Below are 25,639 nucleotides of genomic sequence, written 5' to 3'. Positions count from 1 at the left end.
AAGGACCGTAGCGTGGCGGAATGTCGCGCCAAGGGGCGCCTGTGCGCAAGCGCCATAGGATGCCATTGATCACGTGCCGATGCTCGACATACACGTGACCGTGATGGGGATTGGACGGCAGATGGGGGGCAAGTTTGCGCCACTGCTTTTCAGTAAGGTCAGTTCGGCTCATCGTCCTATGACCATTCAACCCTAATTAAGTTCAGTCAGACAGACCCTAGCGCAGAAGGCCGAGAACATGCGCAACTTACCGTTGGTGGCCAGCCTCTACGAGCAGGTCGCCAAGGAAGTGGGCGACATCTACGTGAACAAGGGCAAGGCCGAGCAGGCCGACCAGGCGCCCACACCTGTCGCCATCACCTTCGGCGTGAAAGACGCCAAGCGCCATGACGACAATCCAGTTTGACCTGAACGTCCCGCAAGCGAGCTTTCTGCAGCTGCCGCACAAGTTCAAGGCCTACGTGGCTGGCTTCGGTTCGGGTAAGACGTTTGTGGGCTGCGCGGGCATCTGCGCCCATTTTTGGCAGTGGCCGGGCATCAACCAGGGCTACTTCGCGCCGACCTATCCGCAGATCCGCGACATTTTCTATCCAACGATGGAAGAGGTGGCCTACGCGATGGGCCTGCGCATCAAGGTGAAGCAGGGCGACCATGAGGTCGAGGTGTACGAGGGCCGCCGGTACCGAGGCACGGTTATCTGCCGCTCGATGGAAAAGCCGGAAACCATCGTCGGCTTCAAGATCGGCCACGCGCTGATTGATGAGCTGGACGTGATGCCGCTGAAGAAGGCGCAGACGGCCTGGCGCAAGATCATCGCCCGTATGCGCTATAAGGTTCCGGGGCTGATGAACGGCATCGACGTGACGACGACGCCCGAGGGCTTTAAGTTCGTCTACCAGCAGTTTGTGAAGGCGATCCGAGACAAGCCTGAGCTAGCCAGCCTGTACGGCCTGATCCAAGCGAGCACGTTCGACAACGAGCTGAACCTGCCAGATGACTATATCCCGTCGCTGATGGCCAGCTATCCGCCGGCGCTGATCGACGCCTACCTGCGCGGCAAGTTCACCAACCTGACGAGCGGCAGCGTGTACGCCGACTTCGACCGCGCGCTGAACCACACGAACGAGATCATTCTGCCGGGCGAGCCGCTGATGGTGGGCCTGGACTTCAACGTCCAGAACATGACCGCCTGCGTCAACGTGGTCCGGGAAGGGCTGCCGCGCACGCTGGCCGAGCGCGTACATGTGCGCGATACGCCAGCCATGGCCAAGCTCTTGAAGGAAGACTTCAAGGACAAAGGGCACCAGGTCAAGATTTTCCCGGATGCCTCCGGCCAGAACACCAGCAGCAAGAACGCGAGCGAGTCCGACCTTTCCATTTTGCGTCAGGCCGGCTTCATTCTCGAAGTGAACCACTCAAACCCTGCGGTCAAGGATCGGGTCAATGCCTACAACGGCATGATCCTGAACGCCCAGGGCGAGCGCCGCTGGAAGATCAATACCGACCAGTGCCCGACGACCACCGAGGCGCTGGAGCAGCAGGTGTGGGGCGCCGACGGCCAGCCGGATAAGAAATCTGGCCATGACCACCCGAACGATGCAAACGGCTACTTCCTCGTGAAGCGCTACCCGATCGTGAAGAGCACGACGACCACTGCGCCGCTGCGCATGTAACAACAAGGATTTTCATGACCGACGCCGTACGCAAACAATCAGCCGAAGCCGCAAAGCTGAACGAGGATTGCGCGCTGATCGCCGCGCTTCTGGGCGGCACCAAGACTATGCGGGCGGCCGGCAAGAAGTATCTGCCGCAGTGGCCCGGCGAGGACGATAAGAGCTACGAGCTGCGCCTGGCCGTGGCCACGCTGTTCCCGGCCTATGCCCGCACCATCGATGTGCTGTCGGCCAAGCCTTTCAGCAAGCCGGTGACGCTGGGCGAGGATGTGCCGGAACGGCTCAAACCCTGGCTGCAAAATGTCGACCTGTCCGGCCGCGACCTACACAGCTTCCTGTCGGAGATCACCCAGGATGCGATGGGGTACGGCTTCGCCGGCATCCTGGTCGACTTCCCCAAAGCTGGCAACTTGATCACGAAGGCCGACGAGCAGGCCGCAGGCGTGCGCCCGTACTTCGTTCAGGTCCACGTACAGAACGTCTTGGGCTGGCTGCCGAAGAATGCGACAAGCCTGAACGGGCTGACCCAGTTGCGGCTGCTGGAAAGCGTGTCCGAGCCGAATGGCGACTTCGACACCAAGGAAATCGAGCAGGTGCGCGTCTTGGGGGGCGGCACCTGGCAGACCTGGCGTCAGCGCGAAACCGGCAGCAAGAAGGAATGGGCGCTGTACGAGGAAGGCGTCACCACGCTGGAGACAATTCCCTTCGTGCCGGTCTATGGCAAGCGCCTGGGCTACATGCAGGCCACGCCGCCGCTGCTTGAGCTGGCGCACAGCAACATCGAGCACTGGCAGAGCAAGAGCGACCAGCAGAATATCCTGCACATTGCGCGGGTGCCAATCCTGTTCTCCAAGATGCTGGGCGAGGGCGGCATCACGGTCGGCGCCGGGACGGCAGTAAAGTCGGATTCGCCCGATGGTGACCTGAAATTCGTGGAACACGGCGGTAAGGCCATCGAGGCCGGCCGTCTGTCTATCCTCGACCTGGAAGACCGCATGCGCCAGGCTGGCGCTGAACTGCTGGTGATCAAGCCCGGCAACGTGACCGAATCGCAGACCCTGGCCGACAACGAGCAGGGCGCTTGCGCGCTGCAGAAGATCGCAGGCAACGTCGAGGACGCCGGCGACCAGGCGCTGCAGTTTATGGCTGAATGGGTGGGGGAGGCCGAAGGCGGCCATATCACCATTTTCAAGGACTTCGGCGCCGCGTCGTTGGCCGAGGCCAGTGCAGAGCTGCTATTCAAGAGTGCCGCCGGCGGGAAAATTTCGGGCGAGACGTACTTCAACGAGCTGCAGCGCCGCGGCATCCTGTCGCCGGATCTGGACTGGGAAACAGAGCAAGAGCGCATCCAGTCGAGCGGGCCTGACTTGGCGGGGGCATAAATGGGCGCGCTTGAAGAATGGATTGCCGAGATGTTCCTCGTGCATTCGCTGAACCTGCTGCGCTTTTCGGCCGATGTACAAGGCAAGATCGTGGCGCTCATGGGTGATATGTCAAAGGAGCTGGCTGCCAAGCTGGGTGAGGGCGAGGTGTCGACTTATGGCAAGCAGCGCATGGCCGCGCTGCTGCGCGAATCGAACGCTGTCATCGCCTCGCATTACAGTGGTATGGAGGCAGAATCCATGCGCAACCTGCTGGGTATGACCCGCATCGAGGCGGACTACACGGCCAAGGTGCTGACGCAGGGCCTCAAGATAGAACTGGGTGCCAAGTTGCCGCCGGCGACCTACCTCGAAAAGCTGGTCGGCGACACGCTGATCAAGGGCGCCTCGTCCGCTAACTGGTGGAAACGCCAAGCGTTCGACACACAATTCCGCTTCGCCAGCCAGGTCCGGCTCGGCGCGGCACAGGGTGAAACGACCTCGCAAATCGTGGCGCGCGTCGTCGGCACCAGTGCCAAGGCCACCGGCGGCGATGCGGAGGTCATGCCCGGCATCCTGAAGACGTCCGAAGCAAATGCGCGCGCGCTGGTGCACAGTTCGGTGCAGGCTGTGGCCAATGCCGCGCGCCTGGCATCGTTCCAGCAGAACAGCGACCTGATCGAGTGCCTGGTGTGGCTGGCCACGCTGGATTCGCACACCTGCCTGCTGTGCGCCATGCGCGACCTGCACGAGTATTCGCTGGACGATCAGGAACCGATCAAGCACACCTACGAGTGGGCGGGCGGGCCCGGCGCCATTCATTTCAGCTGCCGCTGCGTGCTCAGCACGCGCACCAAGTCTTTCAAGGACCTGGGCATTGAGCTGGACGAGCAGGGCGAGATCACGCGGCCGAGCGACGGCGGCCCGGTCAGCAGCAAATTGAATTTCAAGGACTTCCTGGCCAGCAAGGACAAGGCGTGGCGGGCTGAGTACCTAGGCCCGGGCCGCGCCGAAATGTACGAGGCGGGCAAGATCACCCTGAATGACCTCATGAATCTCAAGGGGTGGAAGCTGACGTTGGAGGAGTTACGGGCGAAGTACAAATAGTCTGGCAAAAACACTAAGTATGGATGGATATAAAAATTTCCATAAGGCACTATTTATTCGATTATAAAGTTGCTATCATGAAACATCCTATTTTGAATATGCTTGCTATGACAAATCCTTCCGACTCGGCCCGCTCATCATACGCTTATGGCAAGGCCAATTATTTTACAGACGCTGGATACGAATTGAAGATTGGCGATCACCTGATCGTGAGCCGCACGTTTTATACTCATCATGGCATTTACGCGGGTGAGGGAATAGTTATCCACTATTCTGGGTTCAGTGACGGCTTGACATCAGGGCCTGTCGTTTTCGATACGCTTGATACCTTTTCTGCCGGCAGCGAGATTACGGTTAGAAGGTATTCCTCTGCTTCCTTTCAAGGCAAAGAAGTTGTGCGCCGTGCAGAATCTCGCCTCGGCGAGAATGAGTATGACTTCCACAGTAATAATTGCGAGGACTTTTGCTCGTGGGCAATCACAGGAAAGTCCCGAAGCGCCCAGGTCGATTTCGTCGAGACGGTAGTGGGATATTTTCTGCCGGCAGTAGCACTGGCAGCAACGGCACGAAAGCACCTCTCAAGGAAGGATGATTCCGCCATTGAAGCGAGCAGCTCAGGTGTAGTTACTGGGGTGGTCACTGCTGCAGCTGTCGTAGCGTGCTTGCCGGTTGCAGCTCCTATCTTAGCGATCACGCAAGCTGTCCGGTGGTTTCGCAAGTAACCTCGTATTAACCCGCTAGAGCGGGGTTTCTGATCAAAACTACGGCCGCCTGGGCAACCAGGCGGCTTTTTTTATGCCGCAAGCGGACGCGACGCGGTGCACGGCCGGAAGGCCATTCCCAAGGGCGGATGCCCAGAAAGCCACCAAATGAAACTCAAACTCGATGCAAATGGCAATGTCGTTGTCCAGGATGGCAAGCCAGTCTACGTACATGACGACGGGAGGGAAGTCCCGTTCGATGCGGTTGCCGCGGTGCAGAAGATCCAGGGCCTGAACGGTGAGGCGAAGTCTCACCGCGAGGCCAAGGAAGCTGCCGAAGCGAAGCTGCAAGCGTTCGCTGGCATTGACGACCCTGCCGCTGCAACGAAAGCGATCGAACTGATGAAGAACGTCGATGAAGGCAAGTTGGTCGCGGCCGGCAAGGTTGAAGAAATCAAGCTGGCGGCGAAGAAGGCAGCAGAAGAGCAGGTCGCCGCCGCCAACAAGGCCCACGCCGACGAGCTGGCCCGCACCAAGACCGAACTGGACGCCATCACCGGCAATCTGTATTCGGAAATGATCGGCGGCAGCTTCAATCGCTCGAAACTCATCGCCGACAAGTTTGCCATTCCGGTTGACCTGGTCCAGGCGCGTTTCGGCCAGGCCTTCAAGGTCGAGGCAGGCAAGGTCGTGGCCTACGACGGCGCTGGCAATAAGATTTTCTCGCGCACGCGCCCAGGTGACCTGGCTGACTTCGATGGTGGACAAGTTCAACGCAGCCAGCAATGGCGCCATCCGTCTCACCACCGAAGGCTTCGAAGGCGACTTTCTGCAAGAGTCGTTTTTCGCTGCCATCCATTCGGCACAGCGTCGCGTGAATCGCTACGGCGCCAATGGTGTGGCGGCGTCAACCGACCTGACCCAGCTGAAACACAACTCGGTGAAAATCGCGGGCGGCTTCGGCCCGATCCGCTTCGAGCCATCGCAAATGACCTGGCTGCACAAGCCGACTGCTGAAGGCATCGAAGTGGCCTCGCGCAATTTCGCCGAAGCGATGCTCGCGGATCAGCTGAACACGGCCATCCTGGCGCTGGTGTACTGGCCAGCGCGGGCTCACCTGCAGTCGAAGCGCGCGCGGCATATACGGAGGTCACACAGGAAGCCGGTGACCGCTACGCGTTCCGGTACGAAGAACTGGCCATGTTCATTGCCGCTGGTCAAGAGGCGCGCTTGGCGGTGCTCGAAGCCGCATAACTCTTTCTCGTTCCATCACAAACCCGCTTCTGCGGGTTTTTTCATTTCCACCACCTGAAAGGCATCCATGGCCATCGAAACAACCGCCGCTGGCGGCGCACTGATTAAAATTTTTGGCATCCCGGTCCTGGCCGGCGCTGCCGCAACCTCATTGGGATTTATGTTCATGTGGCCAAAAACCGCCAAGGAAGCGGGCGTGCGCTTCTTCGTCACCATTCTCTTTTCCGCCTTGATGGGCCCTGGTCGTGGTCGTGCGCAACTGGATGCCGGGCCTGTTCGATAGCGCGCGCGCTGTCGCCGTGCTGTACGGCAGCGACCCGGCCCTGGGCTTCCTCTTCATCGCCGCGCCGCTGATGGTCGCCGCCGGCTTGCCTGCCTGGTGGGTGCTGGGCGCCACGGTGCGCTGGCTGGAAAAGCGTCGTGACAAGGACATTGGCGAGCTGGCGCGCGACGCGGCCGCCGTCGTCCGTGACGTGCGGGGTGGCCTGTGAACCTGAGCCCACATTTCAGCCTAGCCGAACTGGTCTCCTCGCAGGTGGCTACCCGCAAGGGCATCGACAACGCGCCATCGCCCTCCATCGTCGTCAACCTCACGCGCCTGGCCGCGCTGCTGGAGCAAGTGCGCGCGCTTGTGGGCACGCCCATCGCTATTTCCAGCGGCTACCGCTCGCCCGCGCTCAACAGGGCCGTGGGCGGCGCGGCCAATAGCGCGCATGTGCTGGGCCTGGCCGCCGATATCAGTACGGCCAAGCTGGCGCCCAAGGCGCTGGCCATGCTGATCCGGCAAAGCGATATCGCCTTCGACCAGCTGATCTACGAAGGCACGTGGGTGCACATCGGCTTGTCGACCGGCGCGCCGCGGCGCCAGGTGCTGACGGCCAAGTTCGCCGGCGGCGGCGTCAGCTACGTGGCGGGCATCGTATGAGTGTCCTGGGCACGCTGGCAGCCAGCGCCGTCAGCGGTATCTGGAAGGCTGCCGCCATCGTGCTTGCCGCCTTGCTGCTGCTGGTGGCCAGCGCCACCGGCACCGGCTGGTGGTTGGCCACTGACGACCGGGATGCCGCGCGCGCGGCGCTGGTGCAGGAGCAGAGCGCCAGCACCGCGCTGCGCGCCTCGATCACCGAACAGAACGCCGCCATCGATGGCATGGCCAAGGCAACCCTGGCGGCGCAGGAGCGCGGCGCGGCGGCACACGCGGCCGCCACTGCCAAGGGCAAGAAGTATGACGCTGCCCTGGCGCAGGTCGCTGGCGTGCGCGCCACGACTTGCGACGAAGCTATGCCGGCCGTCAGGCTGCTGCTGGAGGGCGTTCGATGAAATGGCTGCTTATATTGCTACTGGCCGGCTGCGTTAGCGTGCCGCCGGCGCCGTTGCGTGTCGTAATTCCTGTCTTCACGCCATGTGTAAATTCGGCACCACAACGGCCCCAATACGAGTTCGACAAGTTAGCGCCATCGGCAACTGACGGTGAGATCATATTGGCGCTGGCGCGAGATTGGGCACGCAGCCGTATATATGAGCTAACCATGGAAGCAGCGATCAAGGGGTGTTCATGATCATCTTTTAGGGAGTTGCTAGTCCAGTCCCTATCCGTGTAGTGGTGGGCAAGTCAATCTTCTAAGATCTATTTGCTTTCCACCAATTTTCTAATGATCGCAGTTCGGCGCTTATAACGGAATTTAGATAAATTTGCCCCATCTCAGCATGTCGCTCGTCGGAGTGGCTGAATTTTGTCACGACACCATGTACGAGCTTTGACCTTAGTTGATATAAATCTCGCATAACATTTCTGGTATTTTTTCTTTGAGTGGTGGTGTTTCTCAATAAATATGCGCATCTATCTGCAATTCGCTCAGTGATGCCACCTTGCTCTGATGCATCACCGAGAATGGCTTCTAGTCCTATGCAAGTTTTTAAAAACCTCATCGTCTCATCATCATCGGCAGCAGCATCGAAGCTCCATTCGAGTGCGCTTTTGATAGCATGTGAATTTTCCTCACTTAGGTCAGAATTCATCATGCTCATCGTTTGTATGAAATTATCAATTAAGTTTTGGGTAAAGTTGAAGATGCTTCTTGGTCTGAGGGAGTTAAGATAATTTGACATTCCACCTGTGAGAGGCACTAAATGCAAAACCTTCTGTGGGTCATCCTCTGCATAAATTTTTGCTGAAAGCATTTCTTGGTAAGATTTAGAGTATAAGTGAGGATTTTTATTGTTCCCTCTAATGAGAATCTCTTTATTAATCGCAACTTGGATAAATTGTTTCAGCTTCGAGCTTACTTCACGCATGCTCGGCCGCTCTCTATGATTGGTAAAATAACCCCGTGCCTTTATCCGGACATAGGCTGGCTGGTGCTCTACAAAAATATTTCCGCCACTTTTGCTTGGGGGAATTATTGAAATTTCATCCGTTATTGCAATCTCCTCATCTATAATTAATTCTGGTAATGGGAAGTTTACAAAATAATTTGCTGGTATTTCACCTAGAGTTTTTATTACGGAATTTGCTACTGAAGATATCCTAATTGGATCTAGTCTGTATGGCTCTGAATATAAATCAACTTCGTATGCGTCAACCCCTAATTCTTGAGCAATTTCTGATTTTTGAATATGCATTGATTCAAAAAAAATACTGGATATGTCGTTGCTGTTAATCCATTCTTTTTTCGATTTTAATGCTTCAGCTTCGAATTTCAAAAATGGCGTATTAAATCCTTCGCCAAAATGACCTGCATCTTGAAGTCCATTGATTGCGGTTGTTATATTTTCAATCATTGCTGATCGAGACTGAATAGATATTTCGGCAGTATTTTTTTTCACTTTGATATTTTATCTGGATTTATTTAAGTATATATTCCAAGCATCAACTTTTGTTCTTTCGTATTGATGCCAGCGGGAATACGTTTCTCGTTAGGCGGCGGGCGCTGCTGCTCAGGATGGCCGGGCGCCCTAGAAAGTATTGTCCATGTGCCGCTATCTATCCAATGCATGCAGTACTAGCATGCAGGCACACGGGGAAACGTCCCCATGTGCGATGTCTTGACTGTCGATAGCCGCGTCAGTCCACCTGAAGCTACTCAGAGCCCAGTGTGTCACTATTTAATCATTTCCATGGCTTGCTCATAAGTCAGATCACGGCGTATTGCAGTAAATCCACCGTTGCCGCCGTCTATTCCATAGCCTAGCTTCGCCACAGTATCGTAGGAATAGCCCGCTGCTGCTGATATCTCCATCCACAAATAGCTGCGAATTGGCTCCTCCTGAGTTAGTAAAAGTTTATTTATTGCTCTTTCGATATCTGAAGCCACTATATTAGTTCTTCTGGCCGCTGCTTGTTTTTTTGCATTTGCTCCGCGGTAATTATCGCGAGGTACATGAACAGGATGTTTTACCAAGACCGCCTCCGTTTTTTATTGGCTAAAACTTAATTTTAAACTGTCCTGAGTAGCTATCGTATTTTTGCGTCCAATGCAGCTTACTTCGCCCGTCTTTCGTTCGTATAGTTTTGCAGCGTATCTCACAATTATGCGTTACAGTAGCACCATGTGTGCTGACTATACGCCTAGTCGTAAAGAGCAGATCGAAGAAAGTTTTCGGACTGGATACCCTCTGCTCGACCTCCCGCCAGAGGCGGGGCCCGGCTACATGGCGCCAATCCTGCGAGGCTCCCATGAAGTTCCCGGCGAGCTGGAAGTCGCCCCGGCCATGTTCGGCATGGTGCCCCACTGGGCAGACCACAAGCTCGCCCGCCAGACCTACAACGCTCGCACTGAGACGGTGGCCAGCAAGCCATCGTTCCGCAACGCCTGGAAACGCAAGCAGTTCTGCATCATTCCGGCGGCCAACTTCTTCGAACCCAACTACGAAACCGGCAAGCCTGTGCGCTGGCGCATCGAGCGTGCGGATGGTGGCCCCGTGGCCATTGCCGGCATCTGGGAATACCGGCCTGCCGATCAGCTGCTGTCGTTCTCGATGCTGACGATCAATGCCGACGGGCATCCGCTGATGCAGCGCTTCCACAAACCAGACGATGAGAAGCGTATGGTGATGATTCTGGATACAGCCCAGTACCAGGGTTGGTTGGACGGCTCGCTGATGTCGGAAGAAGACGTTTATCGGCAATATCCTGTAGAACTGCTCGTCGCGCAGCGCGACCCCATGCAAGCGAGAGCGAGGGCGAAAGTGCTGACGCCGGCCGCGCCAGCGGAGCAGGGCGGCCTCTTTTAGTTACAAATTCCGCCTTTTGGTTTTCCTGGCTTGGTAATATACTGTGTTTTTATACAGTACCTTTATTAGGCTATGGACGGATCAACAAACATGCGTGGCCCGAGAAGGTAGTGGATCGCCAGGGCATGCCTGTCCGTGTCACCGTGCTCAGAAATAAGGGGCGCCGGATTAATCGCCAAGAAATGCTTGATTCAGATCCATTGGAGGGGCTGCTTGTTTTCGAGCATACGGGAGTGGGGGCGTGCGTGCGCTACCATAGCTCCGCTTCGCGTATTCGATCAAACTATGTCGGGTCTGTTAACGTGTGTAAACCGCTTTTTGAGCCGACGATGGAGCGTTTGGATGTCAATGGCCTGATTCTGAAAGGGTATGAGAACGAAACGATTAACGGGTCACTGGTTCAATACGTTCAGGTCTGGCTGTGCGTGCCCATCTTGCCCGGGGCCGTCGCATCGGGGGCCTGGCGATGCCCAGCCGACCACGCGCTGCATCTGGTCGACCAGCACGATGACTTGGCAGCCAGCTGCTGCGCTGCCATAGTTGAGTTGCAGGTACTCGCCTTGCTGCTGGTAGGTCGCGGGTGTGCCGTAGCGGGCCGCGAATGTGAAGCTGTTCAGCCCCATCAGTTCACCGCCGCAGCGTTCGGTATTGCCGCCCGCAGCACAGCTGAGCAGGAACGGCAAGACGAGGGCGCCCAGCGTATGCTTCATTGTAATTTTTCCTTTTGGCGATATGCTTATAGGCGGCGTGTGCCTTCTAGTATGTTGGGCATCTCCCCCCTTGATCTTGTGCAGTCTCATTTATGGTCATGATGGCCCGCAAGGTGGGCAAATATCCGGGCGAAATTTGGGCGAAAACGCAGACTTTTCCAGACTTTTCCAGGCCGTTCCATAGAAGCAAGAATGGCATGCACTCTATGTCTACAGGGGTTTGAGAATGTTTAAGACAAGAATCAAGAATTTCTGTATAATCTGCTTTTGCGCCAATAGGAAATGCTATGCGTCTACTTCAAAAAGCACTCACATTCGATGACGTGCTGCTCGTCCCAGCCTACTCCAACGTTCTGCCCGCCGATACGTCCCTCAAAACTCGCCTGACCCGCAATATCACCCTGAATATTCCCTTGCTGTCCGCAGCCATGGATACGGTGACGGAAGCCCGTCTGGCGATCGCGATGGCCCAGGAAGGCGGCATCGGTATCATCCACAAGAATTTGAATCCGAAGGACCAGGCACGTGAAGTGGCCCGTGTAAAACGTTTCGAAGCCGGCGTGCTGCGCGATCCGATCACGATTCCGCCGGACATGAAAATCCGCGACGTGATCGCGTTGACGGAACAATACGGCATCAGCGGTTTCCCTGTCGTCAAGGGCAAGGAAGTGGTCGGCATCATTACCAACCGCGATTTGCGCTTTGAAAAGGAACTCGACGCGGAAGCCTCCGCCAAGATGACCCCGCGCGAAAAACTCGTCGTCGTCAACGAAGATGCGGACACGGCCGAAGCCAAGCGCCTGATGAACAAGCACCGCCTCGAGCGCGTGCTGGTCGTCAACGACGCGTTCGAACTGCGCGGCCTGATCACCGTGAAGGATATCCAGAAGTCGACTTCGCACCCGTTCGCGTCGAAAGACAGCCAGGGCAAACTGCTGGTCGGCGCTGCCGTCGGCGTGGGCGCCAAGGATGAAGAGCGCATCGACCTGCTGGTCGCTGCCGGCGTCGACGTGCTGGTGGTCGATACGGCCCACGGCCATTCGCAAGGCATCCTCGACCGCGTACGCTGGATCAAGACCAAGTACCCGCAAGTGGAAGTGATTGGTGGCAACATCGCTACCGCCGCTGCCGCCAAGGCGCTGGTGGAATACGGTGCCGACGCCGTCAAGGTCGGCATCGGCCCTGGCTCCATCTGCACCACGCGTATCGTCGCCGGTGTGGGCGTGCCGCAAATCACGGCCATTTCGAACGTGGCGGAAGCACTGGAAGGCACGGGCGTGCCATGTATCGCCGACGGCGGCATCCGCTTCTCGGGCGATATTTCGAAAGCGCTGGCCGCTGGCGCCTCGACCGTCATGATGGGTTCCATGTTTGCCGGCACGGAAGAAGCGCCAGGCGAAGTGATCCTGTACCAGGGCCGCAGCTACAAGTCCTACCGCGGCATGGGTTCGCTGGGCGCGATGTCCGATGGCTCGGCTGACCGTTATTTCCAGGACGCCACCATGAAGGCCGACAAATTCGTGCCGGAAGGTATCGAAGGCCGCGTGGCCTACAAAGGCAGCGTGCTGGCGATCATCTTCCAACTGGTGGGCGGCGTGCGTCAATCGATGGGTTACTGCGGTTGCGCCACCATCGACGAACTGCGCGAGAAGGCGGAATTCGTGGAAATCACCTCGGCCGGCATGCGCGAGTCGCATGTCCATGATGTGCAGATCACGAAAGAAGCACCGAACTACCGCTCCGAATAAGCGGTAGCGATAGTCCGGACCGGCGCCTTAGGCGCCGGTCTTGCAATTGACCCTGAATAAAGTCCCCCATCATGCATTCTAAAATCCTCATTCTCGATTTCGGTTCCCAAGTCACCCAGTTGATCGCCCGCCGCGTGCGCGATTCCGGCGTGTTTTCCGAAGTCTTCCCGTATGACGTCAGCGATGAATTCGTGCGCAACTACGGCGCTGCCGGCGTGATCCTGTCGGGCAGCCACAACTCCACGCTGGACGGCGATTCGCCGCGCGCGCCGCAAGCCGTGTTCGAGCTGGGCGTGCCCGTGCTGGGCATCTGCTACGGCATGCAAACCATGGCGGCCCAGCTGGGCGGCAAGGTGGAAAACGGCCTGGTGCGAGAGTTCGGCTACGCCGAAGTGCGCGCCCGCAGCCACACCAAGCTGCTCAACGGTATTGCCGACTTCGTCACCGACGAAGGCCACGGCATGCTGAAAGTATGGATGAGCCACGGCGACAAGGTGCTGGAAATGCCGCCGGGCTTCAAGCTGATGGGCAACACCCCGAGCTGCCCGATCGCGGCCATGGCCGACGAAGAGCGCCAGTTCTACGGCGTGCAATTCCACCCGGAAGTGACGCACACGGTGCAGGGCAAGGCCATGATCGGCCGCTTCGTGCATGAAATCTGCGGCTGCAAGTCGGACTGGAACATGCCCGACTACATCAGCGAAGCGGTGGAAAAGATCCGCGCGCAAGTAGGCACGGATGAAGTCATCCTGGGCCTGTCCGGCGGCGTCGATTCGTCCGTCGCGGCAGCACTGATCCACCGCGCCATCGGCGACCAGCTGACCTGCGTGTTCGTCGACCACGGCCTGCTGCGCCTGGACGAAGGCAAGATGGTGATGGACATGTTCGCCAAGAACCTGGGCGTGAAAGTCATCCGCGTCGATGCGGAAGACCAGTTCATGGGCCACCTGGCCGGCGTCACCGACCCCGAGCAGAAGCGCAAGATCATCGGCCGCGAATTCGTCGAAGTGTTCCAGGTCGAGTCTGGCAAGCTGATCAACGCCAAATGGCTGGCGCAAGGCACGATTTACCCGGACGTCATCGAATCGGCGGGCAAGGGCAAAAAGGGCCAGACCATCAAGAGCCACCACAACGTGGGCGGCTTGCCGGACACCATGAAGCTCAAGCTGCTTGAACCCTTGCGCGAACTGTTCAAGGACGAAGTGCGCAAGCTCGGCGTCGCGCTCGGCTTGCCGCATGACATGGTCTACCGCCACCCGTTCCCGGGCCCTGGCCTGGGCGTGCGCATCCTCGGCGAAGTCAAGAAAGACTACGCCGACCTGCTGCGCCGCGCCGATGCCATCTTCATCGAAGAACTGCGCAATACGCCATACGAATTCGTTGCCGGCCAGGCCGTCGATCCGGACGCGCTGCCAGCGAACTGGTACGAAGCAACCAGCCAGGCTTTTGCCGTCTTCCTGCCCGTCAAATCGGTGGGCGTGATGGGCGATGGCCGCACCTATGAATACGTGGTGGCCCTGCGCGCCGTGCAAACGCAGGACTTCATGACGGCTCACTGGGCGCACTTGCCGCACAGCTTGCTGGGCAAGGTATCGAACCGCATCATCAACGAAGTACGCGGCATCAACCGCGTCGTCTATGATATTTCGGGCAAGCCGCCGGCGACCATCGAATGGGAGTGATGGGTTCGCTTTAACTGTTTGAGTTTAAAGTGAAAATTGATGGCCGTTGATAATTCAAAAAGAATTATCAATGGCCATTTTTTTGATGTGCGTGCAGTTGATCCTTCGCGCCATGGAAATGCGTGCATTGACGTCTGCACCGCGATCCCGGGTCAATGACTCCAGCCAGCCATCAGGCAGTTTTTTGACTACACAGGTCAGCGCATCGATCACGCTCCGGGTATTTTCCCGTGAGCTGCACCACTCCATCTACCGCGACTTTTCAGCAAGGCAGTGATCTGGTTATTTCTCGCTCTTGCTTGCGGTCTCGGCGCAATCCACGGCTTTTTTGGGGATGGTTTCGAGGCCTTGATGCGCGAGGTGCAGCAGCTCTATTTCTACGGTGCTGCCATTTTGCATGGACAGGCGCTTCACGGCGGCGGCAAGCGCGGGGGGAAGTTCCAGAAAATTCAGGATCAGCGTCCCTCCGGCCGGCACTGGCGGGTCGGTTTGCGTCCCTCTGGCGATGGGCATTGTCCCATGCACAAGCCAGGCGGCGCTGACGCCGAGGGCCGCGGCAATCTTCTCTGCCGCGTCCATAAGCAGTTTGGCTTTGCCTGATTCATAGCGATACAGTTGCGTGGGATTGATGCCCGCCAGTTCGGCAAGCAGCACTTGTGAGATATGAAGATTCTCGCGGCAGCTTTTGAGGCGCTCAGAAACATGGGTGTTGCCAGACATACATATTGTCTTTCAATATACAACGTTCATGAATGACCGGCTGTGATGCAGCTGCCTCCACAGTGATGAAAGGAACGAGAGCGTCTTGCTAGCCACAGCCTGATCAACAGCAATGATTTTACCGCCCGGGAGCGGCATGGCGGCATCCTTGTTTCGTACTCCTTCCGGTCGGCCTGGCCAAGGTGGAGATCGTGTACGAATGCCGGACCTCGCTGAATATACCGCATCTCCGTCAGATAATGAGGACGTGGTGGCGCCCAGGCAGAGTGATGCTGATCAGACCGAGTGTCCTTGAGCACGTTGGTCAGATAGGTACCTTTGCCTGTTTCATTTTACTAGTCCGAACGGTACTTGGGCCATCGCTATGCTGCGTAAGCCTGTATCCGAGGAAGGTCAAAAATGGATACGGCATGCGCGGTTGTTGGTATTGATGTGAGCAAGAAGAAACTGGATGTTGCCATGCTTGTGAGCGGCAAGATGAAGGCCGAAGTGCTTGAGAACACCGCCGAGTGGCACAAATCATTGCGCGAATGGCTTGGCAAGTCGCCCGTACCGATGTCGGTAATGCACGTCTGTATGGAAGCCACTGGAGTCTATTCTGAACCAGTGGCGCTGGCCTTGCATCAGGCAGGACTCATCGTTAGTGTAGTCAATCCTGCTTGCATCAAGGGCTTTGGCGCCTGTGAAAACATCCGCAATAAAATGACGCCATCGATGCGACCGGCAGCATGGCTGCCGCCTCGGCTGGAGCAGCGCCAGTTGCGGGCATGGACGTTGCGCGTGCAGGCACTCAAAGATATACGCCAACAGGAAGAAAATCGGGTGGAAGTCCATGCTGTCATCGGCATGGAAGATGTCGCGGCACAGGTACAGCAGCACATTGCCTGGCTGAGCGCTGAAATTGCGAAGCTGGAGAGCGACATTAACGATCATATTGATCGCCATCCCAGGCTGAAACATGATGCCCAGCTTCTTGTCAGCATCCCTGATGTTGGCATGGCCACAACCGCCAGGATACTTGGCCAGTCAGGAGATATTCGTCGGTCTTGCAACGCCAAGGCATTTGCTGCCTTTCTTGGCGTCACTCCTCGTCAGCGCAATTCTGGCACTTCGCTGAAGGGACGTACGATGATCCGTCGTACCGGCAATACCTCGCTGCGCACCGCGCTTTACATTCCCAGCTTGGTCGCACGCCGCCACAATCCCATTCTTTGCCGTTTTGCCGAACGTTTGTCTGCCACGGGCATGGCGAAAAAAGCCGTGATTGGAGCGATCATGCACAAACTAGCACATCTGATCTATGGTGTGATCCATACTGACACGCCCTTTGATGCACATTATTTGGCAAAAGGACTTGCCATTCAAGACGGTATCTGACCCTGGCCTGTGCTGTAGGCTAACATCGGCTCGACGAATCTCCCAGGCCCCTGATTTATGAGGGGCTTTTTTACGCCCGCACCAGTGAAAACGATAGCTGCTTACGCAGTCAGCGCCAGCGCCTTTTGCTGCGCGGTCAGCGCTGCACCGATGAAAAGAGCAATGGCCGAGGCGATCGAGTCCCGCGCCAGTCAGGCGGGACCTATGGCGCCGACCCCACAATGAGAGTTCCGGACAAGCCCATATTTGAGTTTATCAATGTGTCCAAGTACTCAAACAGTGCGCGTGGCTGCCATGGCATGGGCGCCAAACGGTGTGCCACGGTCGGCATCTCCGATCTTTTCCATGCTTTTACCGTTGCGATCGAGTATTCCGGGCGGGATTGCGATTGCTGGTGCAATCGAGCGACGGTGTCATTGCCAGAATGACCGGGTGACAGGCTGGAGCGAACGGACTTGTCTTTCTCTGCAGTCACGAGACGGAAGGCCATGCCGGGAGGAACTCCACTTTCGCAGGTTCGCTTGCCTCACCGGTACCATTCCTGGGCCACCGGGCGGGGCGGAAACGATAGCCGGCTCAGGACGGAATCAGGAAGCCGGCTTTGATGGCCTTGAGGACGGCTTGCTGGCGCGTCTGTACGTTGAATTTCTTTTTCGCATTGGATACATGAAAATTGATGGTGCCTTCGGAACGCAGCAGGATGCGCGAAATTTCCCACGAGGACTTGCCCGCCATGATCCACTGCAGGCATTCCATTTCGCGCGTGGTCAGCGGATTGGCGCCGAGCGCGGGCGGCGCGTCGTGTTTGATGAAGCGGGCGGATGATTCGATCACGTAGTCGCGGATCAGGGCCAACTGCGCAATCGTCGCAAAGCTGTCGCGTTCTGCTTCCATCGGCGGCGCGTTCCGGACAAAACCCAACATGCCTGTTTCGCCGCTGGCGCCATGCACCGGAAAGCAAAAACCGGAGCGCATGCCATGCTGGCACGCCTGTTCATAGAAGGCGCGCTGCGCCGGGCCGGTAAAACTTTCCGGCCGCCACAGCAGGGGCATGGTGTTGGCCAGGCAATGGGCGATGCTGGGATCGCTTTCGTGCAGGCGCTCCGCAACATATAGCGCGTGCCAGGATGGCGGGTAGTTGCTCACCACAAAGGACGCCGCCGGCGCCGGCCAGTGAAAAGCCACTGTCTTGTCCGGCGCGACGCCGTAGTACACATGTTCAAAGCCGCACTGCGCGCCAATGCTGAACAGGAGACGGCTCCAGTCCGCTTCGGTTTGGCATTGCACCAGGCTAAACAGGTCATCCAGCAGCACCATGGAACACTCCTCGGGTTGATGATGGTGATTCGTGACGCCAACGTGCAAGACGCGTCCCGGCGATCACGGCATAGTCGAAATCGCCGCCTGGCATCAGGCGCGGCGGCAGGAGCGGGCGCAGCATCACAATACGAAGGTTAAACGAAGGGCAGATTTCTATCTTGCAGGATTTGGGCATCGGCAACACCTAGTAAAAATAATAGTTTTCTAGCAATCGAGACATTGTCACAATCCTTGGCCTTTGAAGATTTCTGCTGATGCAAGAAATGCGGCGGAAAGCCTCTGTTTGTCGTGCCAGGCGGTGAGAATGCGTGAGTATTCTGCCCATGGCCGGCTCCGCTCGCGCGACGTGCTGCGGATACACCAAAGCCATGCCCGCGCAAACTGGCACATTTGTCAGGTGACTCGCGCCGCGCCACCGTGGCTTAATGTTGTTGCTGACCAATGCATTGTCAGTCGGCTTGAAAAAACGGACGCGTGTAGTTCAACGAATTTTCACTCTTAGAGGAATGCATCATGACATCTGAGTACAAGTACGCCACGGCGGAAATCAGTGTGCAAAACGCCCAGCCTGGCCAGCGCATCTCGGTCACACTGGACATCGAAACGAAGTCGGACACCTTGTGCTGGAGCACCGGCGATCCATCGGAAGACAGCAATTCGGGGATCACCCTCACCGCGACGGGCGGCGTGGCCCTGCCGTTGAGCAGCTTGAGCGTCAATGGCGTGCTGATCGACCTGCAGATCAGCACCGGCGGTTCGGATTCGGTAACCTTCAACATTTCGCCTTGCCTGACGGCCAATGGCAGCCTGTCGCTGCTGAAGATCAAGTCGACCAGCGATAGCGGCCCCGTACTGACCTTCAATTTCGATGGCAAGAAGCCGATCACGCTGAGCCAGAACTTTGTCATCCTGGAGTGGCCGAATTAAGCCTTGCTGAAGCTGGCGCAGCGGCACCCGTGTGAATGCCCGCCCGCGGCAGGGCATTCATCCTTTTTTGGCTCTTCGAGGAATTACCGTGCAAGAATATTCGATCGCATTCATCTTTGAAGTCAGGTCCGACAACACGGTCCCGCTGAACGCCGTCCTGTCGATCACCGATGCCAACAAGATTTCGCTGACCGGAACCCCGGTGCAGATCCAGCCCTGGGGCGGCGCGTCGGCCACGCCTCCGCTGGCCTACCTGAACGTGAAGGAAAATGGCATCAACCTGCAGGCAGGCGCCAATCCATCGGGCGACCAGCAAGCGCTGGAAGTGGTGGTCGGCGTGGTCCCGGCCGGCGCGAGCATGATCGTCAACTTCACCTATGTCGATGTGACCGTGCTGGGCTATTATAAATTTCTCGGGGGCAGCGGCCAGGTGCCCCTGAAAGTGGGCAAGAACACCATCACCTTCCCGGAATAAGCACGCGATGAGCAAACGGACAACGGGCGGTACCGACCTGGCTGCGGCGACGGCGCCGGCGGAGCATGCGCCGGCCGCCGCGCCGCGCAAGCGCTCCGTGTCCGTCAGCAAGCCGGCCGGCCCGGCCCTGGCGCAGGCCGAGGCAAAACTGATCATGGCGCGTATCCAGATCGATGCCCTGGCCTTGAACCCGCATGAGCTGAAGCACCTGCAATCGCACCTGCTGAGCAATCCTTTGCACGCGCTCAACGAGCAGTGCTACCACGAAGTGACGACGTTTCGCCAGCTGAGCATCCGGTTTTTCCAGTTGCGCGCCAACAGCAAGGCCTTCCTGACCATCCGCGCCGACCAAAAGGCGATCTGGAGCGAAGGCGGCGCGGACAGCCGCATGGTCGGTCTGTGCATGTCCAGCAGCGCGCCAGCCATGTATCTGAGCAGCTTGCTCATCAACGCACGCGAAATCATCCTTGAAACCTACCAGGATTGCGACGAGCTCAGCATCGAGCTGTACGTGCAGACCACCCAGCCGCAGTTGCAGGGCCGGGTTGACCTGCCGCCCGGCGCCAGCGTCTGCCTGCAGTCGCGTGGCGACCGCAGCACGGTCATCGGCCTGAGTTCATTTGCGATCGATCTTGCCTGATGAATACTCCAGTACTCCAGCCCGATGCCGCGGACGGCCAGCGCATGCAGGGCGATCTCTTGCCGGTCGTGTTGATATTCAAGAATGTCGCGGCCGATTCGAACATCAATTTCACGTTCACCACGGCCGGCACCGAATGGTCGCTGGGCGCGCGCTCGGGCGACAGCATGGGCTTCACCGTGGTGGCCGAGCAGAGCGGCGGCCAGCGCCAGTCGTGCATCCGCTCGGTGGAGTTTTGCGGCGGCTTGCTGGCCATCCGCACTGCCAGCAGCGGCGCCGCGCTCAACGGCTTCACCATGACCCTGTTCCTGCGCGTGGCCCCCGGCGTCGATTATCTGCAAGGCTATTGCACGCTGAATAACGAAGCGAGCGTGATGGCGTTTTTCGGTTCGCAGCGCGCGATGGAGTGGCGCAACGGCCGCATCAGCGCGGCCCTGCGCGAGCCCGACGCCAATTCGCGCAGCGTGATCGTGTCGGTGCAGAATGCCTATCCGGGCGACCGCATCGCCCTCGAACTGTCGACCAAGAAGGGCCTGGGACTGGCCACCTGGTGCCTGGGGCCCGGAGGCGACGAGTCGAGTGGCATCCGCCTGGCCGGCGCGCAGCCCAGCCTGCCGCTCAAGTTCCTGTCGTACGGCACCCGCGTGCTGGAGTTCGAGACGAGCCAGAGCGCCGATGCCGGCGCCACGCTGGACTTTTTCATGCAGGCTTACCTGAGCTGGCAGCCGCACGAGCTTCCGTACATCTACCTCAAGGCCACCTGCGACCCCAACGTGAGCCTGTATGCCCACATTGGCAATCGCCAGCCGCAACTGGTCAGCCAGACCTTCACCGTGTTTACCCTCTAGCCATGGGACCGGCGACGCTCGATTCCGGACAGGTGCTGCGCTGCGTGAGCGAGTCGCTGCGCGCGCTGATTCGCGCGCATATCCCGGAATTCGAGAACGAATCGGCGGTCGTCTTCGATTCGCCCGCAGAGATCGACAGCCAGGGCGCGACCATGCTCTCGCTCTACCTGTACAACATCGAGATCAATCCCTACCTGCGCAACCTGCCGCCCACGCTGACGCGCACCCAGGGCGCGGGCGGGCCGCATGCGCTGGCGGTGACGGCGCCGCCGCTGGTGTCGGACCTGCTCTACATGATGGTGCCGTACGCGCGCTCGGCCGAACTGGAGCTGGTACTGGTGGACAAGCTGGTGCGTCTGTTCCACGACGTGCCAGCGCTCACGGGCGCCTGGCTGCATCCGCAGCTCAAGGCCAGCGGCAACGAGTCGATCGCCATCGTGCCCGACGCCAGCCCCATCATTACTTTGCACAATATCTGGAGCGGCTTCCCGAACAAACCCTACAAGCTGACCAAGCTGTACACGCTGTCGCCGGTGCGCATCGCGTCGGCGCTGCAGCCGAGTGCCGAGATGGTTGGCGAGAGCGAACTGAGTGCGGCGCGCCGCGCCGTGACTGCGGCGGGGCAGGCATGAAGCTGAGCGCCGTCATTCAGCTGATCGACGGTTTCAGCATGGCGCCGGCGGTGGGCGCGCGTGCGCATTTCCTGCTGGACGACAAGCCGGTCGTGGCGCAGGACAAGGCCCAGGCCTTTTATGCCTTTGCCGGTCTCGACGACGGCACCTACCGGCTCGACGTGCTCAGCACCGACCACCGCTATTTCGACCAGCAGCTGACGTTCGAGGTACCGCTCAGGGAGCCGCTGGCCGACGCCATCGTCGCCTGCGTGCTGGCGCCCAGTCCCCTGTACCCGTATCCCGAGGGGACCACGCTGATCCGCGGCAAGATCGTCGACGCCGCCGCGCAGCCCCTGGCCCAGGTCGCCATCAGCGCCAATTACCAGGGCGCGCGCGCCAAGGCGCAGGCGCTGACGGGCGCCTCGTCCGCCTACGGACGCTATGCGGGCCGCTACGCGCTGGCGCTGCGGGGTAAACTGGACGAGCCGACCACGGTCGAGCTCGGCTTTAGCAAGGCGGGCCACGCGAAGGTCAGCAGGCAGGTCAGCGTGCAACCAGGTTCCATGCTGTTCCTTGACATCGAGATGCCGTAATCCACACGAGAGACTTATTTTGGCCACTTATAACCATCCCGGTATTTATATTCAGGAAGTACCCAGCGCCCGCAGTATCCAGGGGGCTTCGACATCGACCCCGGCTTTCGTCGGCGTGACGGAAACGGGGCCGTACATGCAGCCCGTCCTGCTCACCAGCTGGGCCGCCTACCAGCGCACGTTCGGCCAGCTGGCCTGGTATGCGATGGTGTCGTGGTCGGTCTACGAATTTTTCAACGAAGGGGGCGCCGCCTGCTATGTGGTGCGCGCCAGCGACAAGGCGAGCGCCAAGTGCGCCAGCGCCAAACAGCCGCTGGCGGTCACGGCCGTCACACCGGGCCCCTGGGGCAACGCCATCAGCATCATGATCAGCAACGCCAGCGCGACCGACCCGAGCATCACGCCGGCGCCCACCACGCCCGTCTTCAATGTCACCGTGATGGTGGCGGCGGCGCTGATGGGCACGCCCGCCACGCCCGTGGTGGCGAGCATGCCGAACTTGCTGCTGCAGCAATATATCCTGCAGAACAGCCTGAGCCCGCAAACCTTCGGCACGGCTTCCTATTACGTCCTGGAGCAGTTCAACGGCTTCACGGCCAACAGCATGATCAACGAGGCAAACAAGCCCAGCGCGCTGGCGGCGCAGATCAACGCCAATTCCATGTTCATCCGCGTGGGGGTCAACAGCACCGCTTCGCCCACGCCGCCAGTGCGGCCACCGAATGGCGGGCCGACGGCGCTGAGCAACGGCGGGAATCCGAATTACGACCTGACCGATGCCACCAAGCTGCTCGACAAGGTGCAAGGCCTGAGCCTGCTGTCGGTGCCCGACACCGTCACGGCCACCGACAACAGCGGCAAGCAGTCGCTGGCGCTGCAGGGCACCCTGATCAATTCCGGCCTGATGTTTTGCATCGACAAGCGCAACCTGTTCTATGTGATCGACCCGCCATTCGGCCAGAGCGTGCAGGACATCCTGTCATTCAAGTCCGGCCAGGGCCAGGCGCCGAAAGGCAACCCGAATGCGCTCAACTCCGACTTCGGCGCCCTGTATTATCCATGGGTCTACATCTACAACCCGATCGCGGGCGCCAACGTGCCGATCCCGCCGTCCGGGCCGGTACTGGGCCGTTATGCGTACACCGACATCAATGTGGGCGTGTTCAAGTCGCCGGCCGGGGTCAATGATGGCGCCCTGATGAGCGCGGTGCTGCTCGACCAGTCCCTGACCGATGCCGACCAGGACTTGCTGAACCCCGAGGGCATCAACGCGGTCCGCAATTTCATCAACTACGGCAACGTGATCTGGGGCGCGCGCACCCTGGCGCTCAATACGGAGTGGACCTACGTGAGCGTGCGGCGGCTGTTCATCTATGTCGAGCAAAGCCTGCGCCAAAGCCTGATGTGGGTGGTGTTCGAGCCCAACGACCAGCAGCTCTGGTCATCCATCACGCGCGACGTCAGCGCTTTCCTGACCACGCTGTGGCAGCAGGGCGGCCTGTTCGGTGCGACGGCTGCCGAAGCGTTCTTCGTCACTTGCGACGCATCCAACAATCCGATCGACACGCGCATGCAGGGACAACTGTTCATCGACATCGGCCTGGCGGCCGTGTATCCGGCCGAATTCGTCGTCCTGCGCCTGACCCAGAAAACCAGCGCGCCCGATTCCGGCAGCTGACCCCATCCACACCGATTGATTGCGGAGAACGCGCATGGCCACACAATTAACCGATCCCTACCGGGGATTCCGCTTCCGGGTCGAGATCGCCGGCATCCAGATCGCCGCGTTTTCCGAGGCGAGCGTACCGGACAGCACGATCGAGGCGGTCGAGTACCGCGAAGGCACGGACCCGGTCTACAAGCGCTCGCTGTCCGGACTGACCAGCTACGGCAAGCTGAGCCTGAAAAAGGGCTTGACCGACTCGATGGACCTGTACAACTGGTACCAGCTGGTGTCGACCCAGGGTTCGGGCGCCAAGGGGGCGCAGAAGAACGTCTCGCTGATCCTGCTGGATGCGGGCGGCGCCGACAAGGCGCGCTGGAACGTGATCAGCGCCTGGGCCAGCAAATACGAAAGTTCGGGGCTCAACGCGGCCAGCAGCGACGTGATGATCGAGACGTTCGAACTGACGATGCAATACATGACCCGCGTGGCGTAACGCGCACCAGGAGGAACGGCAATGAGCGTGATCTGTACCGAAATCGAATTTATCCTGCCGCTGGGCTACCGCGACGGCGACGGCAACCTGCACCGCAATGGCGTGATGCGCCTGGCTACCGCCGGCGACGAGATCCTGCCGCTCAAGGACCACCGGGTGCAGAGCAACCCGGCCTACCTGATCATCATCGTGCTGTCGCGCGTGATCGTGCGCCTGGGCAGCCTGGAAATGGTCAGCACCAAGGTGGTCGAGGAACTGTTCGCGGCCGACTTCTTCCACCTGCAGCAGTTATACAACAAGATCAATCAGGTCGACACCGACGACACGGGCGTGCAGGGGGAGGCGCAGGGCGCCCCGGGAAAGCCGGGCTTGCTCCAGTTTCCGACCAGCTTTACGCAGAGATAGCCTTCCTTGCCTATCACTTTCACTGGTCGCATGAGGACTTGATGGCGATGGAGCATGCCGAGCGGCGCCGCTGGTGCGGCGAAATCAGCAAGATCAACCAGACGATGAATGCCGACGAGCGGCACAAGTCGGTGCACAACCTGGGAGCATGAGATGGTGGTCGGTGTGAATGCAGTCATGGGGGCCGCGCAGCGCCAGTTGGGCCTGCGTATCGACCCGTTCAAGGCCTACAATTTTTTTGTCGAAGTCGAGGGCATCCTGGTGGGCGGCTTCATGTCCGTCGACGGGCTCGAATCGAAGACCGAGGTGCGCACCGTGCGCCAGGGCGGCGTCAACGACATCGAGTACAAGCTGCCCGGCCAGGTGACCTGTTCCGACCTGGTGCTCAAGGCCGGCATCACGGCGCTCGACCCGATGTGGCTGTGGTACCAGTCCACGCTGAGCGGAGCCATCCGGCGCAGGAACGGCTCCATCTACCTGCTCGACGACCGCGGCCTGCCCAGCGTCTGGTGGGATTTCTACAATGCCTGGCCCGTCCAGTGGCAAGGGCCGAGCCTTGACGCGGGCGGCAGCCTGGTGGCGTGCCAGTCGTTTACGCTGGCGCACGAAGGCATCCGCAAGAGCCTCGCGAGCAGCGTCTATTCCGCGGTGGCGGGGGTACTCTGATGCGCGCCATGCGCCTTGGCTGCGCCGGCCTGGCACAGCGCTTCCATGCGGCACGCGGCGCGCCGCTCTGGCGTTTCGCCCATTCCGGCGCGCCGCTGCAGCTGCGCATGCTGCCTGGCGGCGCGGCCGACAGGCACTACACGTCGGTACTGCACTACTGGCAGCAGTTCCGCTCGGCCATGGGGCTGGTGGTGCGCATGCATGGCATGGGGCCCAAGGCGGGCTTGGTCGAACGCCTCGAGCTGCGCTTGCTGGGATTGCGTGAACGGCTCGCGCGGGCGCAGCTGCGGCAGGAAAAACTCGTGCGCGTCCTGCTGCCGCGCCTGGAGCGCGGCGTGGCGCAGGCGGTGCGGACCGGGGCCGCGGTCATCGCCTTGCTGGCACCCGGCACGCACCAGCCGGCGCTGGCGGCGCTTCGCTCCGCCGTGC

General features: G+C 59.3%; 33 protein-coding genes and 1 pseudogene. 27 read left to right on the top strand and 7 right to left on the bottom strand.

All coding sequences use genetic code 11. From position 1 onward, the window contains the following. Positions 1 to 172: transposase (locus GCN74_RS26185; RefSeq protein ID WP_152255391.1), on the bottom strand; the 172-nt coding region annotated here is incomplete at its 3' end. A gap of 66 nt (positions 173 to 238) precedes the next feature. Between GCN74_RS26185 and GCN74_RS28995 the strand changes: the two genes are divergently transcribed. From GCN74_RS28995 to GCN74_RS26140, 11 genes and pseudogenes are all read left to right on the top strand, one after another. Continuing rightward, complete coding sequence (locus tag GCN74_RS28995; protein ID WP_193317276.1) at positions 239 to 406, top strand: hypothetical protein; 168 nt, start codon at positions 239 to 241, stop codon at positions 404 to 406. Then, positions 387 to 1,673, top strand: coding sequence for a terminase large subunit domain-containing protein (locus tag GCN74_RS26180; RefSeq protein WP_152259366.1), 1,287 nt, complete (start codon positions 387 to 389; stop codon positions 1,671 to 1,673). The genes GCN74_RS28995 and GCN74_RS26180 overlap by 20 nt, the downstream gene beginning before the upstream one ends. Positions 1,674 to 1,687: 14 nt before the next feature. Next, positions 1,688 to 3,055: a DUF4055 domain-containing protein gene (locus GCN74_RS26175; protein WP_152259365.1), complete on the top strand. Its 1,368-nt coding sequence runs from the start codon at positions 1,688 to 1,690 to the stop codon at positions 3,053 to 3,055. Continuing rightward, positions 3,056 to 4,141, top strand: coding sequence for a hypothetical protein (locus GCN74_RS26170; RefSeq protein ID WP_152259364.1), 1,086 nt, complete (start codon positions 3,056 to 3,058; stop codon positions 4,139 to 4,141). It abuts the gene before it with no gap. Positions 4,142 to 4,218: 77 nt separating this feature from the next. Next, positions 4,219 to 4,863 (top strand): lecithin retinol acyltransferase family protein, encoded by a 645-nt coding sequence (locus tag GCN74_RS26165; RefSeq protein WP_226939233.1) that lies wholly within the window; start codon positions 4,219 to 4,221, stop codon positions 4,861 to 4,863. A gap of 147 nt (positions 4,864 to 5,010) precedes the next feature. Beyond that, positions 5,011 to 5,544: pseudogene (locus GCN74_RS29750) on the top strand (DUF6651 domain-containing protein); the annotation flags it as partial. A gap of 55 nt (positions 5,545 to 5,599) precedes the next feature. Further along, positions 5,600 to 6,154 carry a major capsid protein gene (locus GCN74_RS29450; RefSeq protein ID WP_264372911.1) on the top strand — a complete coding sequence of 185 codons (555 nt, stop codon included), beginning with the start codon at positions 5,600 to 5,602 and terminating at the stop codon, positions 6,152 to 6,154. A gap of 9 nt (positions 6,155 to 6,163) precedes the next feature. Beyond that, positions 6,164 to 6,379, top strand: coding sequence for a hypothetical protein (locus GCN74_RS29445; protein ID WP_226939231.1), 216 nt, complete (start codon positions 6,164 to 6,166; stop codon positions 6,377 to 6,379). After that, entirely contained in the window at positions 6,348 to 6,587 is a 240-nt protein-coding gene (locus GCN74_RS29440; protein ID WP_226939230.1) for a hypothetical protein, read from the top strand. The genes GCN74_RS29445 and GCN74_RS29440 overlap by 32 nt, the downstream gene beginning before the upstream one ends. Continuing rightward, complete coding sequence (locus tag GCN74_RS26145; RefSeq protein WP_152259362.1) at positions 6,584 to 7,021, top strand: D-Ala-D-Ala carboxypeptidase family metallohydrolase; 438 nt, start codon at positions 6,584 to 6,586, stop codon at positions 7,019 to 7,021. Before GCN74_RS29440 ends, GCN74_RS26145 begins: the two co-directional genes overlap by 4 nt. Beyond that, positions 7,018 to 7,413 carry a hypothetical protein gene (locus GCN74_RS26140; protein ID WP_152259361.1) on the top strand — a complete coding sequence of 132 codons (396 nt, stop codon included), beginning with the start codon at positions 7,018 to 7,020 and terminating at the stop codon, positions 7,411 to 7,413. The genes GCN74_RS26145 and GCN74_RS26140 overlap by 4 nt, the downstream gene beginning before the upstream one ends. A gap of 300 nt (positions 7,414 to 7,713) precedes the next feature. On the opposite strand, the gene GCN74_RS26130 is transcribed toward GCN74_RS26140, so the two are convergent. Then, the gene (locus GCN74_RS26130) at positions 7,714 to 8,919 is read right to left on the bottom strand and encodes a HEPN domain-containing protein (RefSeq protein ID WP_152259359.1); all 1,206 of its coding nucleotides are present in this window, start codon (positions 8,917 to 8,919) and stop codon (positions 7,714 to 7,716) included. Between the two features lie 275 nt (positions 8,920 to 9,194). Next, complete coding sequence (locus GCN74_RS26125) at positions 9,195 to 9,494, bottom strand: hypothetical protein (RefSeq protein WP_152259358.1); 300 nt, start codon at positions 9,492 to 9,494, stop codon at positions 9,195 to 9,197. Between the two features lie 130 nt (positions 9,495 to 9,624). Between GCN74_RS26125 and GCN74_RS26120 the strand changes: the two genes are divergently transcribed. Beyond that, positions 9,625 to 10,326, top strand: coding sequence for an SOS response-associated peptidase (locus GCN74_RS26120; RefSeq protein WP_413541565.1), 702 nt, complete (start codon positions 9,625 to 9,627; stop codon positions 10,324 to 10,326). A 392-nt stretch (positions 10,327 to 10,718) separates the two neighbouring features. Here the strand turns inward: GCN74_RS26120 and GCN74_RS26115 are convergent, their stop codons facing one another. Further along, entirely contained in the window at positions 10,719 to 11,036 is a 318-nt protein-coding gene (locus GCN74_RS26115; protein ID WP_152259356.1) for a hypothetical protein, read from the bottom strand. Positions 11,037 to 11,323: 287 nt separating this feature from the next. Between GCN74_RS26115 and guaB the strand changes: the two genes are divergently transcribed. Together guaB and guaA are read left to right on the top strand one after the other, a co-directional pair. Next, positions 11,324 to 12,784, top strand: a complete 1,461-nt coding sequence (gene guaB / locus GCN74_RS26110) for an IMP dehydrogenase (protein WP_071077665.1) — start codon at positions 11,324 to 11,326, stop codon at positions 12,782 to 12,784. Positions 12,785 to 12,855: 71 nt separating this feature from the next. Further along, positions 12,856 to 14,466, top strand: coding sequence for a glutamine-hydrolyzing GMP synthase (guaA, locus tag GCN74_RS26105; RefSeq protein WP_152259355.1), 1,611 nt, complete (start codon positions 12,856 to 12,858; stop codon positions 14,464 to 14,466). Between the two features lie 54 nt (positions 14,467 to 14,520). On the opposite strand, the gene GCN74_RS28985 is transcribed toward guaA, so the two are convergent. Continuing rightward, positions 14,521 to 14,679, bottom strand: a complete 159-nt coding sequence (locus tag GCN74_RS28985) for a hypothetical protein (protein ID WP_193317274.1) — start codon at positions 14,677 to 14,679, stop codon at positions 14,521 to 14,523. A gap of 69 nt (positions 14,680 to 14,748) precedes the next feature. After that, positions 14,749 to 15,186 carry a helix-turn-helix domain-containing protein gene (locus tag GCN74_RS26100; RefSeq protein WP_152259354.1) on the bottom strand — a complete coding sequence of 146 codons (438 nt, stop codon included), beginning with the start codon at positions 15,184 to 15,186 and terminating at the stop codon, positions 14,749 to 14,751. Positions 15,187 to 15,585: 399 nt separating this feature from the next. On the opposite strand from GCN74_RS26100, the gene GCN74_RS26095 reads away from it, so the two are divergent. Continuing rightward, a complete protein-coding gene (locus tag GCN74_RS26095) occupies positions 15,586 to 16,563 on the top strand; it encodes an IS110 family transposase (RefSeq protein ID WP_152259353.1) in 978 nt (325 codons plus the stop codon). 576 nt (positions 16,564 to 17,139) lie between these two features. Here the strand turns inward: GCN74_RS26095 and GCN74_RS26090 are convergent. After that, the gene (locus GCN74_RS26090; protein WP_152259352.1) at positions 17,140 to 17,880 is read right to left on the bottom strand and encodes a helix-turn-helix transcriptional regulator; all 741 of its coding nucleotides are present in this window, start codon (positions 17,878 to 17,880) and stop codon (positions 17,140 to 17,142) included. A 516-nt stretch (positions 17,881 to 18,396) separates the two neighbouring features. Between GCN74_RS26090 and GCN74_RS26085 the strand changes: the two genes are divergently transcribed. The 12 genes from GCN74_RS26085 to GCN74_RS26035 form a co-directional block, all read left to right on the top strand. After that, positions 18,397 to 18,810 carry a hypothetical protein gene (locus GCN74_RS26085; protein WP_152259351.1) on the top strand — a complete coding sequence of 138 codons (414 nt, stop codon included), beginning with the start codon at positions 18,397 to 18,399 and terminating at the stop codon, positions 18,808 to 18,810. A gap of 88 nt (positions 18,811 to 18,898) precedes the next feature. Continuing rightward, a complete protein-coding gene (locus GCN74_RS26080) occupies positions 18,899 to 19,285 on the top strand; it encodes a hypothetical protein (protein WP_131375525.1) in 387 nt (128 codons plus the stop codon). A 7-nt stretch (positions 19,286 to 19,292) separates the two neighbouring features. Then, positions 19,293 to 19,925 (top strand): hypothetical protein, encoded by a 633-nt coding sequence (locus GCN74_RS26075; protein WP_152259350.1) that lies wholly within the window; start codon positions 19,293 to 19,295, stop codon positions 19,923 to 19,925. Further along, entirely contained in the window at positions 19,925 to 20,773 is an 849-nt protein-coding gene (locus GCN74_RS26070) for a hypothetical protein (protein WP_152259349.1), read from the top strand. The genes GCN74_RS26075 and GCN74_RS26070 overlap by 1 nt, the downstream gene beginning before the upstream one ends. 2 nt (positions 20,774 to 20,775) lie before the next feature. Next, a complete protein-coding gene (locus GCN74_RS26065) occupies positions 20,776 to 21,405 on the top strand; it encodes a DUF4255 domain-containing protein (protein WP_152259348.1) in 630 nt (209 codons plus the stop codon). After that, positions 21,402 to 21,980, top strand: a complete 579-nt coding sequence (locus GCN74_RS26060) for a carboxypeptidase-like regulatory domain-containing protein (RefSeq protein WP_152259347.1) — start codon at positions 21,402 to 21,404, stop codon at positions 21,978 to 21,980. Before GCN74_RS26065 ends, GCN74_RS26060 begins: the two co-directional genes overlap by 4 nt. Before the next feature lie 19 nt (positions 21,981 to 21,999). Next, positions 22,000 to 23,658 (top strand): phage tail sheath C-terminal domain-containing protein, encoded by a 1,659-nt coding sequence (locus GCN74_RS26055; RefSeq protein WP_226939229.1) that lies wholly within the window; start codon positions 22,000 to 22,002, stop codon positions 23,656 to 23,658. Positions 23,659 to 23,692: 34 nt separating this feature from the next. After that, complete coding sequence (locus tag GCN74_RS26050; protein ID WP_152259346.1) at positions 23,693 to 24,139, top strand: phage tail protein; 447 nt, start codon at positions 23,693 to 23,695, stop codon at positions 24,137 to 24,139. Between the two features lie 21 nt (positions 24,140 to 24,160). After that, the gene (locus tag GCN74_RS26045) at positions 24,161 to 24,544 is read left to right on the top strand and encodes a hypothetical protein (RefSeq protein WP_152259345.1); all 384 of its coding nucleotides are present in this window, start codon (positions 24,161 to 24,163) and stop codon (positions 24,542 to 24,544) included. A gap of 38 nt (positions 24,545 to 24,582) precedes the next feature. Next, positions 24,583 to 24,696 (top strand): DUF6760 family protein, encoded by a 114-nt coding sequence (locus GCN74_RS29675; protein ID WP_319633489.1) that lies wholly within the window; start codon positions 24,583 to 24,585, stop codon positions 24,694 to 24,696. Between the two features lie 13 nt (positions 24,697 to 24,709). Continuing rightward, complete coding sequence (locus tag GCN74_RS26040; RefSeq protein WP_226939228.1) at positions 24,710 to 25,210, top strand: phage tail protein; 501 nt, start codon at positions 24,710 to 24,712, stop codon at positions 25,208 to 25,210. Then, the coding region (locus GCN74_RS26035) for a hypothetical protein (RefSeq protein WP_152259343.1) at positions 25,210 to 25,639 on the top strand (430 nt) is incomplete at its 3' end. The genes GCN74_RS26040 and GCN74_RS26035, both read left to right, overlap by 1 nt.

Origin of the sequence: Janthinobacterium sp. FT14W, assembly GCF_009208755.1 — a bacterium.
Classification (GTDB): domain Bacteria; phylum Pseudomonadota; class Gammaproteobacteria; order Burkholderiales; family Burkholderiaceae_D; genus Janthinobacterium; species Janthinobacterium violaceinigrum.
The sequence above is the reverse complement of the archived record's forward strand: the minus strand, read 5'-3'. Positions and strand labels throughout refer to the sequence as shown.

What these genes read in the sequence shown, in the direction of transcription:
- GCN74_RS26045 (WP_152259345.1), top strand. Translation starts at nt 24,161, where the DNA reads ATGAGCGTGATCTGTACCGAAATCGAATTTATCCTGCCGCTGGGCTAC.
- GCN74_RS26095 (WP_152259353.1), top strand. Translation starts at nt 15,586, where the DNA reads ATGGATACGGCATGCGCGGTTGTTGGTATTGATGTGAGCAAGAAGAAA.
- GCN74_RS26060 (WP_152259347.1), top strand. Translation starts at nt 21,402, where the DNA reads ATGAAGCTGAGCGCCGTCATTCAGCTGATCGACGGTTTCAGCATGGCG.
- GCN74_RS26100 (WP_152259354.1), bottom strand. Translation starts at nt 15,186, where the DNA reads ATGTCTGGCAACACCCATGTTTCTGAGCGCCTCAAAAGCTGCCGCGAG.
- GCN74_RS26065 (WP_152259348.1), top strand. Translation starts at nt 20,776, where the DNA reads ATGGGACCGGCGACGCTCGATTCCGGACAGGTGCTGCGCTGCGTGAGC.
- GCN74_RS26140 (WP_152259361.1), top strand. Translation starts at nt 7,018, where the DNA reads ATGAGTGTCCTGGGCACGCTGGCAGCCAGCGCCGTCAGCGGTATCTGG.
- GCN74_RS26090 (WP_152259352.1), bottom strand. Translation starts at nt 17,880, where the DNA reads ATGGTGCTGCTGGATGACCTGTTTAGCCTGGTGCAATGCCAAACCGAA.
- GCN74_RS26115 (WP_152259356.1), bottom strand. Translation starts at nt 11,036, where the DNA reads ATGAAGCATACGCTGGGCGCCCTCGTCTTGCCGTTCCTGCTCAGCTGT.
- guaA (WP_152259355.1), top strand. Translation starts at nt 12,856, where the DNA reads ATGCATTCTAAAATCCTCATTCTCGATTTCGGTTCCCAAGTCACCCAG.
- GCN74_RS29450 (WP_264372911.1), top strand. Translation starts at nt 5,600, where the DNA reads ATGGTGGACAAGTTCAACGCAGCCAGCAATGGCGCCATCCGTCTCACC.
- GCN74_RS26085 (WP_152259351.1), top strand. Translation starts at nt 18,397, where the DNA reads ATGACATCTGAGTACAAGTACGCCACGGCGGAAATCAGTGTGCAAAAC.
- GCN74_RS26050 (WP_152259346.1), top strand. Translation starts at nt 23,693, where the DNA reads ATGGCCACACAATTAACCGATCCCTACCGGGGATTCCGCTTCCGGGTC.
- GCN74_RS26120 (WP_413541565.1), top strand. Translation starts at nt 9,625, where the DNA reads ATGCGTTACAGTAGCACCATGTGTGCTGACTATACGCCTAGTCGTAAA.
- guaB (WP_071077665.1), top strand. Translation starts at nt 11,324, where the DNA reads ATGCGTCTACTTCAAAAAGCACTCACATTCGATGACGTGCTGCTCGTC.
- GCN74_RS26170 (WP_152259364.1), top strand. Translation starts at nt 3,056, where the DNA reads ATGGGCGCGCTTGAAGAATGGATTGCCGAGATGTTCCTCGTGCATTCG.
- GCN74_RS26165 (WP_226939233.1), top strand. Translation starts at nt 4,219, where the DNA reads ATGAAACATCCTATTTTGAATATGCTTGCTATGACAAATCCTTCCGAC.
- GCN74_RS29445 (WP_226939231.1), top strand. Translation starts at nt 6,164, where the DNA reads ATGGCCATCGAAACAACCGCCGCTGGCGGCGCACTGATTAAAATTTTT.
- GCN74_RS26070 (WP_152259349.1), top strand. Translation starts at nt 19,925, where the DNA reads ATGAATACTCCAGTACTCCAGCCCGATGCCGCGGACGGCCAGCGCATG.
- GCN74_RS26175 (WP_152259365.1), top strand. Translation starts at nt 1,688, where the DNA reads ATGACCGACGCCGTACGCAAACAATCAGCCGAAGCCGCAAAGCTGAAC.
- GCN74_RS28995 (WP_193317276.1), top strand. Translation starts at nt 239, where the DNA reads ATGCGCAACTTACCGTTGGTGGCCAGCCTCTACGAGCAGGTCGCCAAG.
- GCN74_RS26180 (WP_152259366.1), top strand. Translation starts at nt 387, where the DNA reads ATGACGACAATCCAGTTTGACCTGAACGTCCCGCAAGCGAGCTTTCTG.
- GCN74_RS26075 (WP_152259350.1), top strand. Translation starts at nt 19,293, where the DNA reads ATGAGCAAACGGACAACGGGCGGTACCGACCTGGCTGCGGCGACGGCG.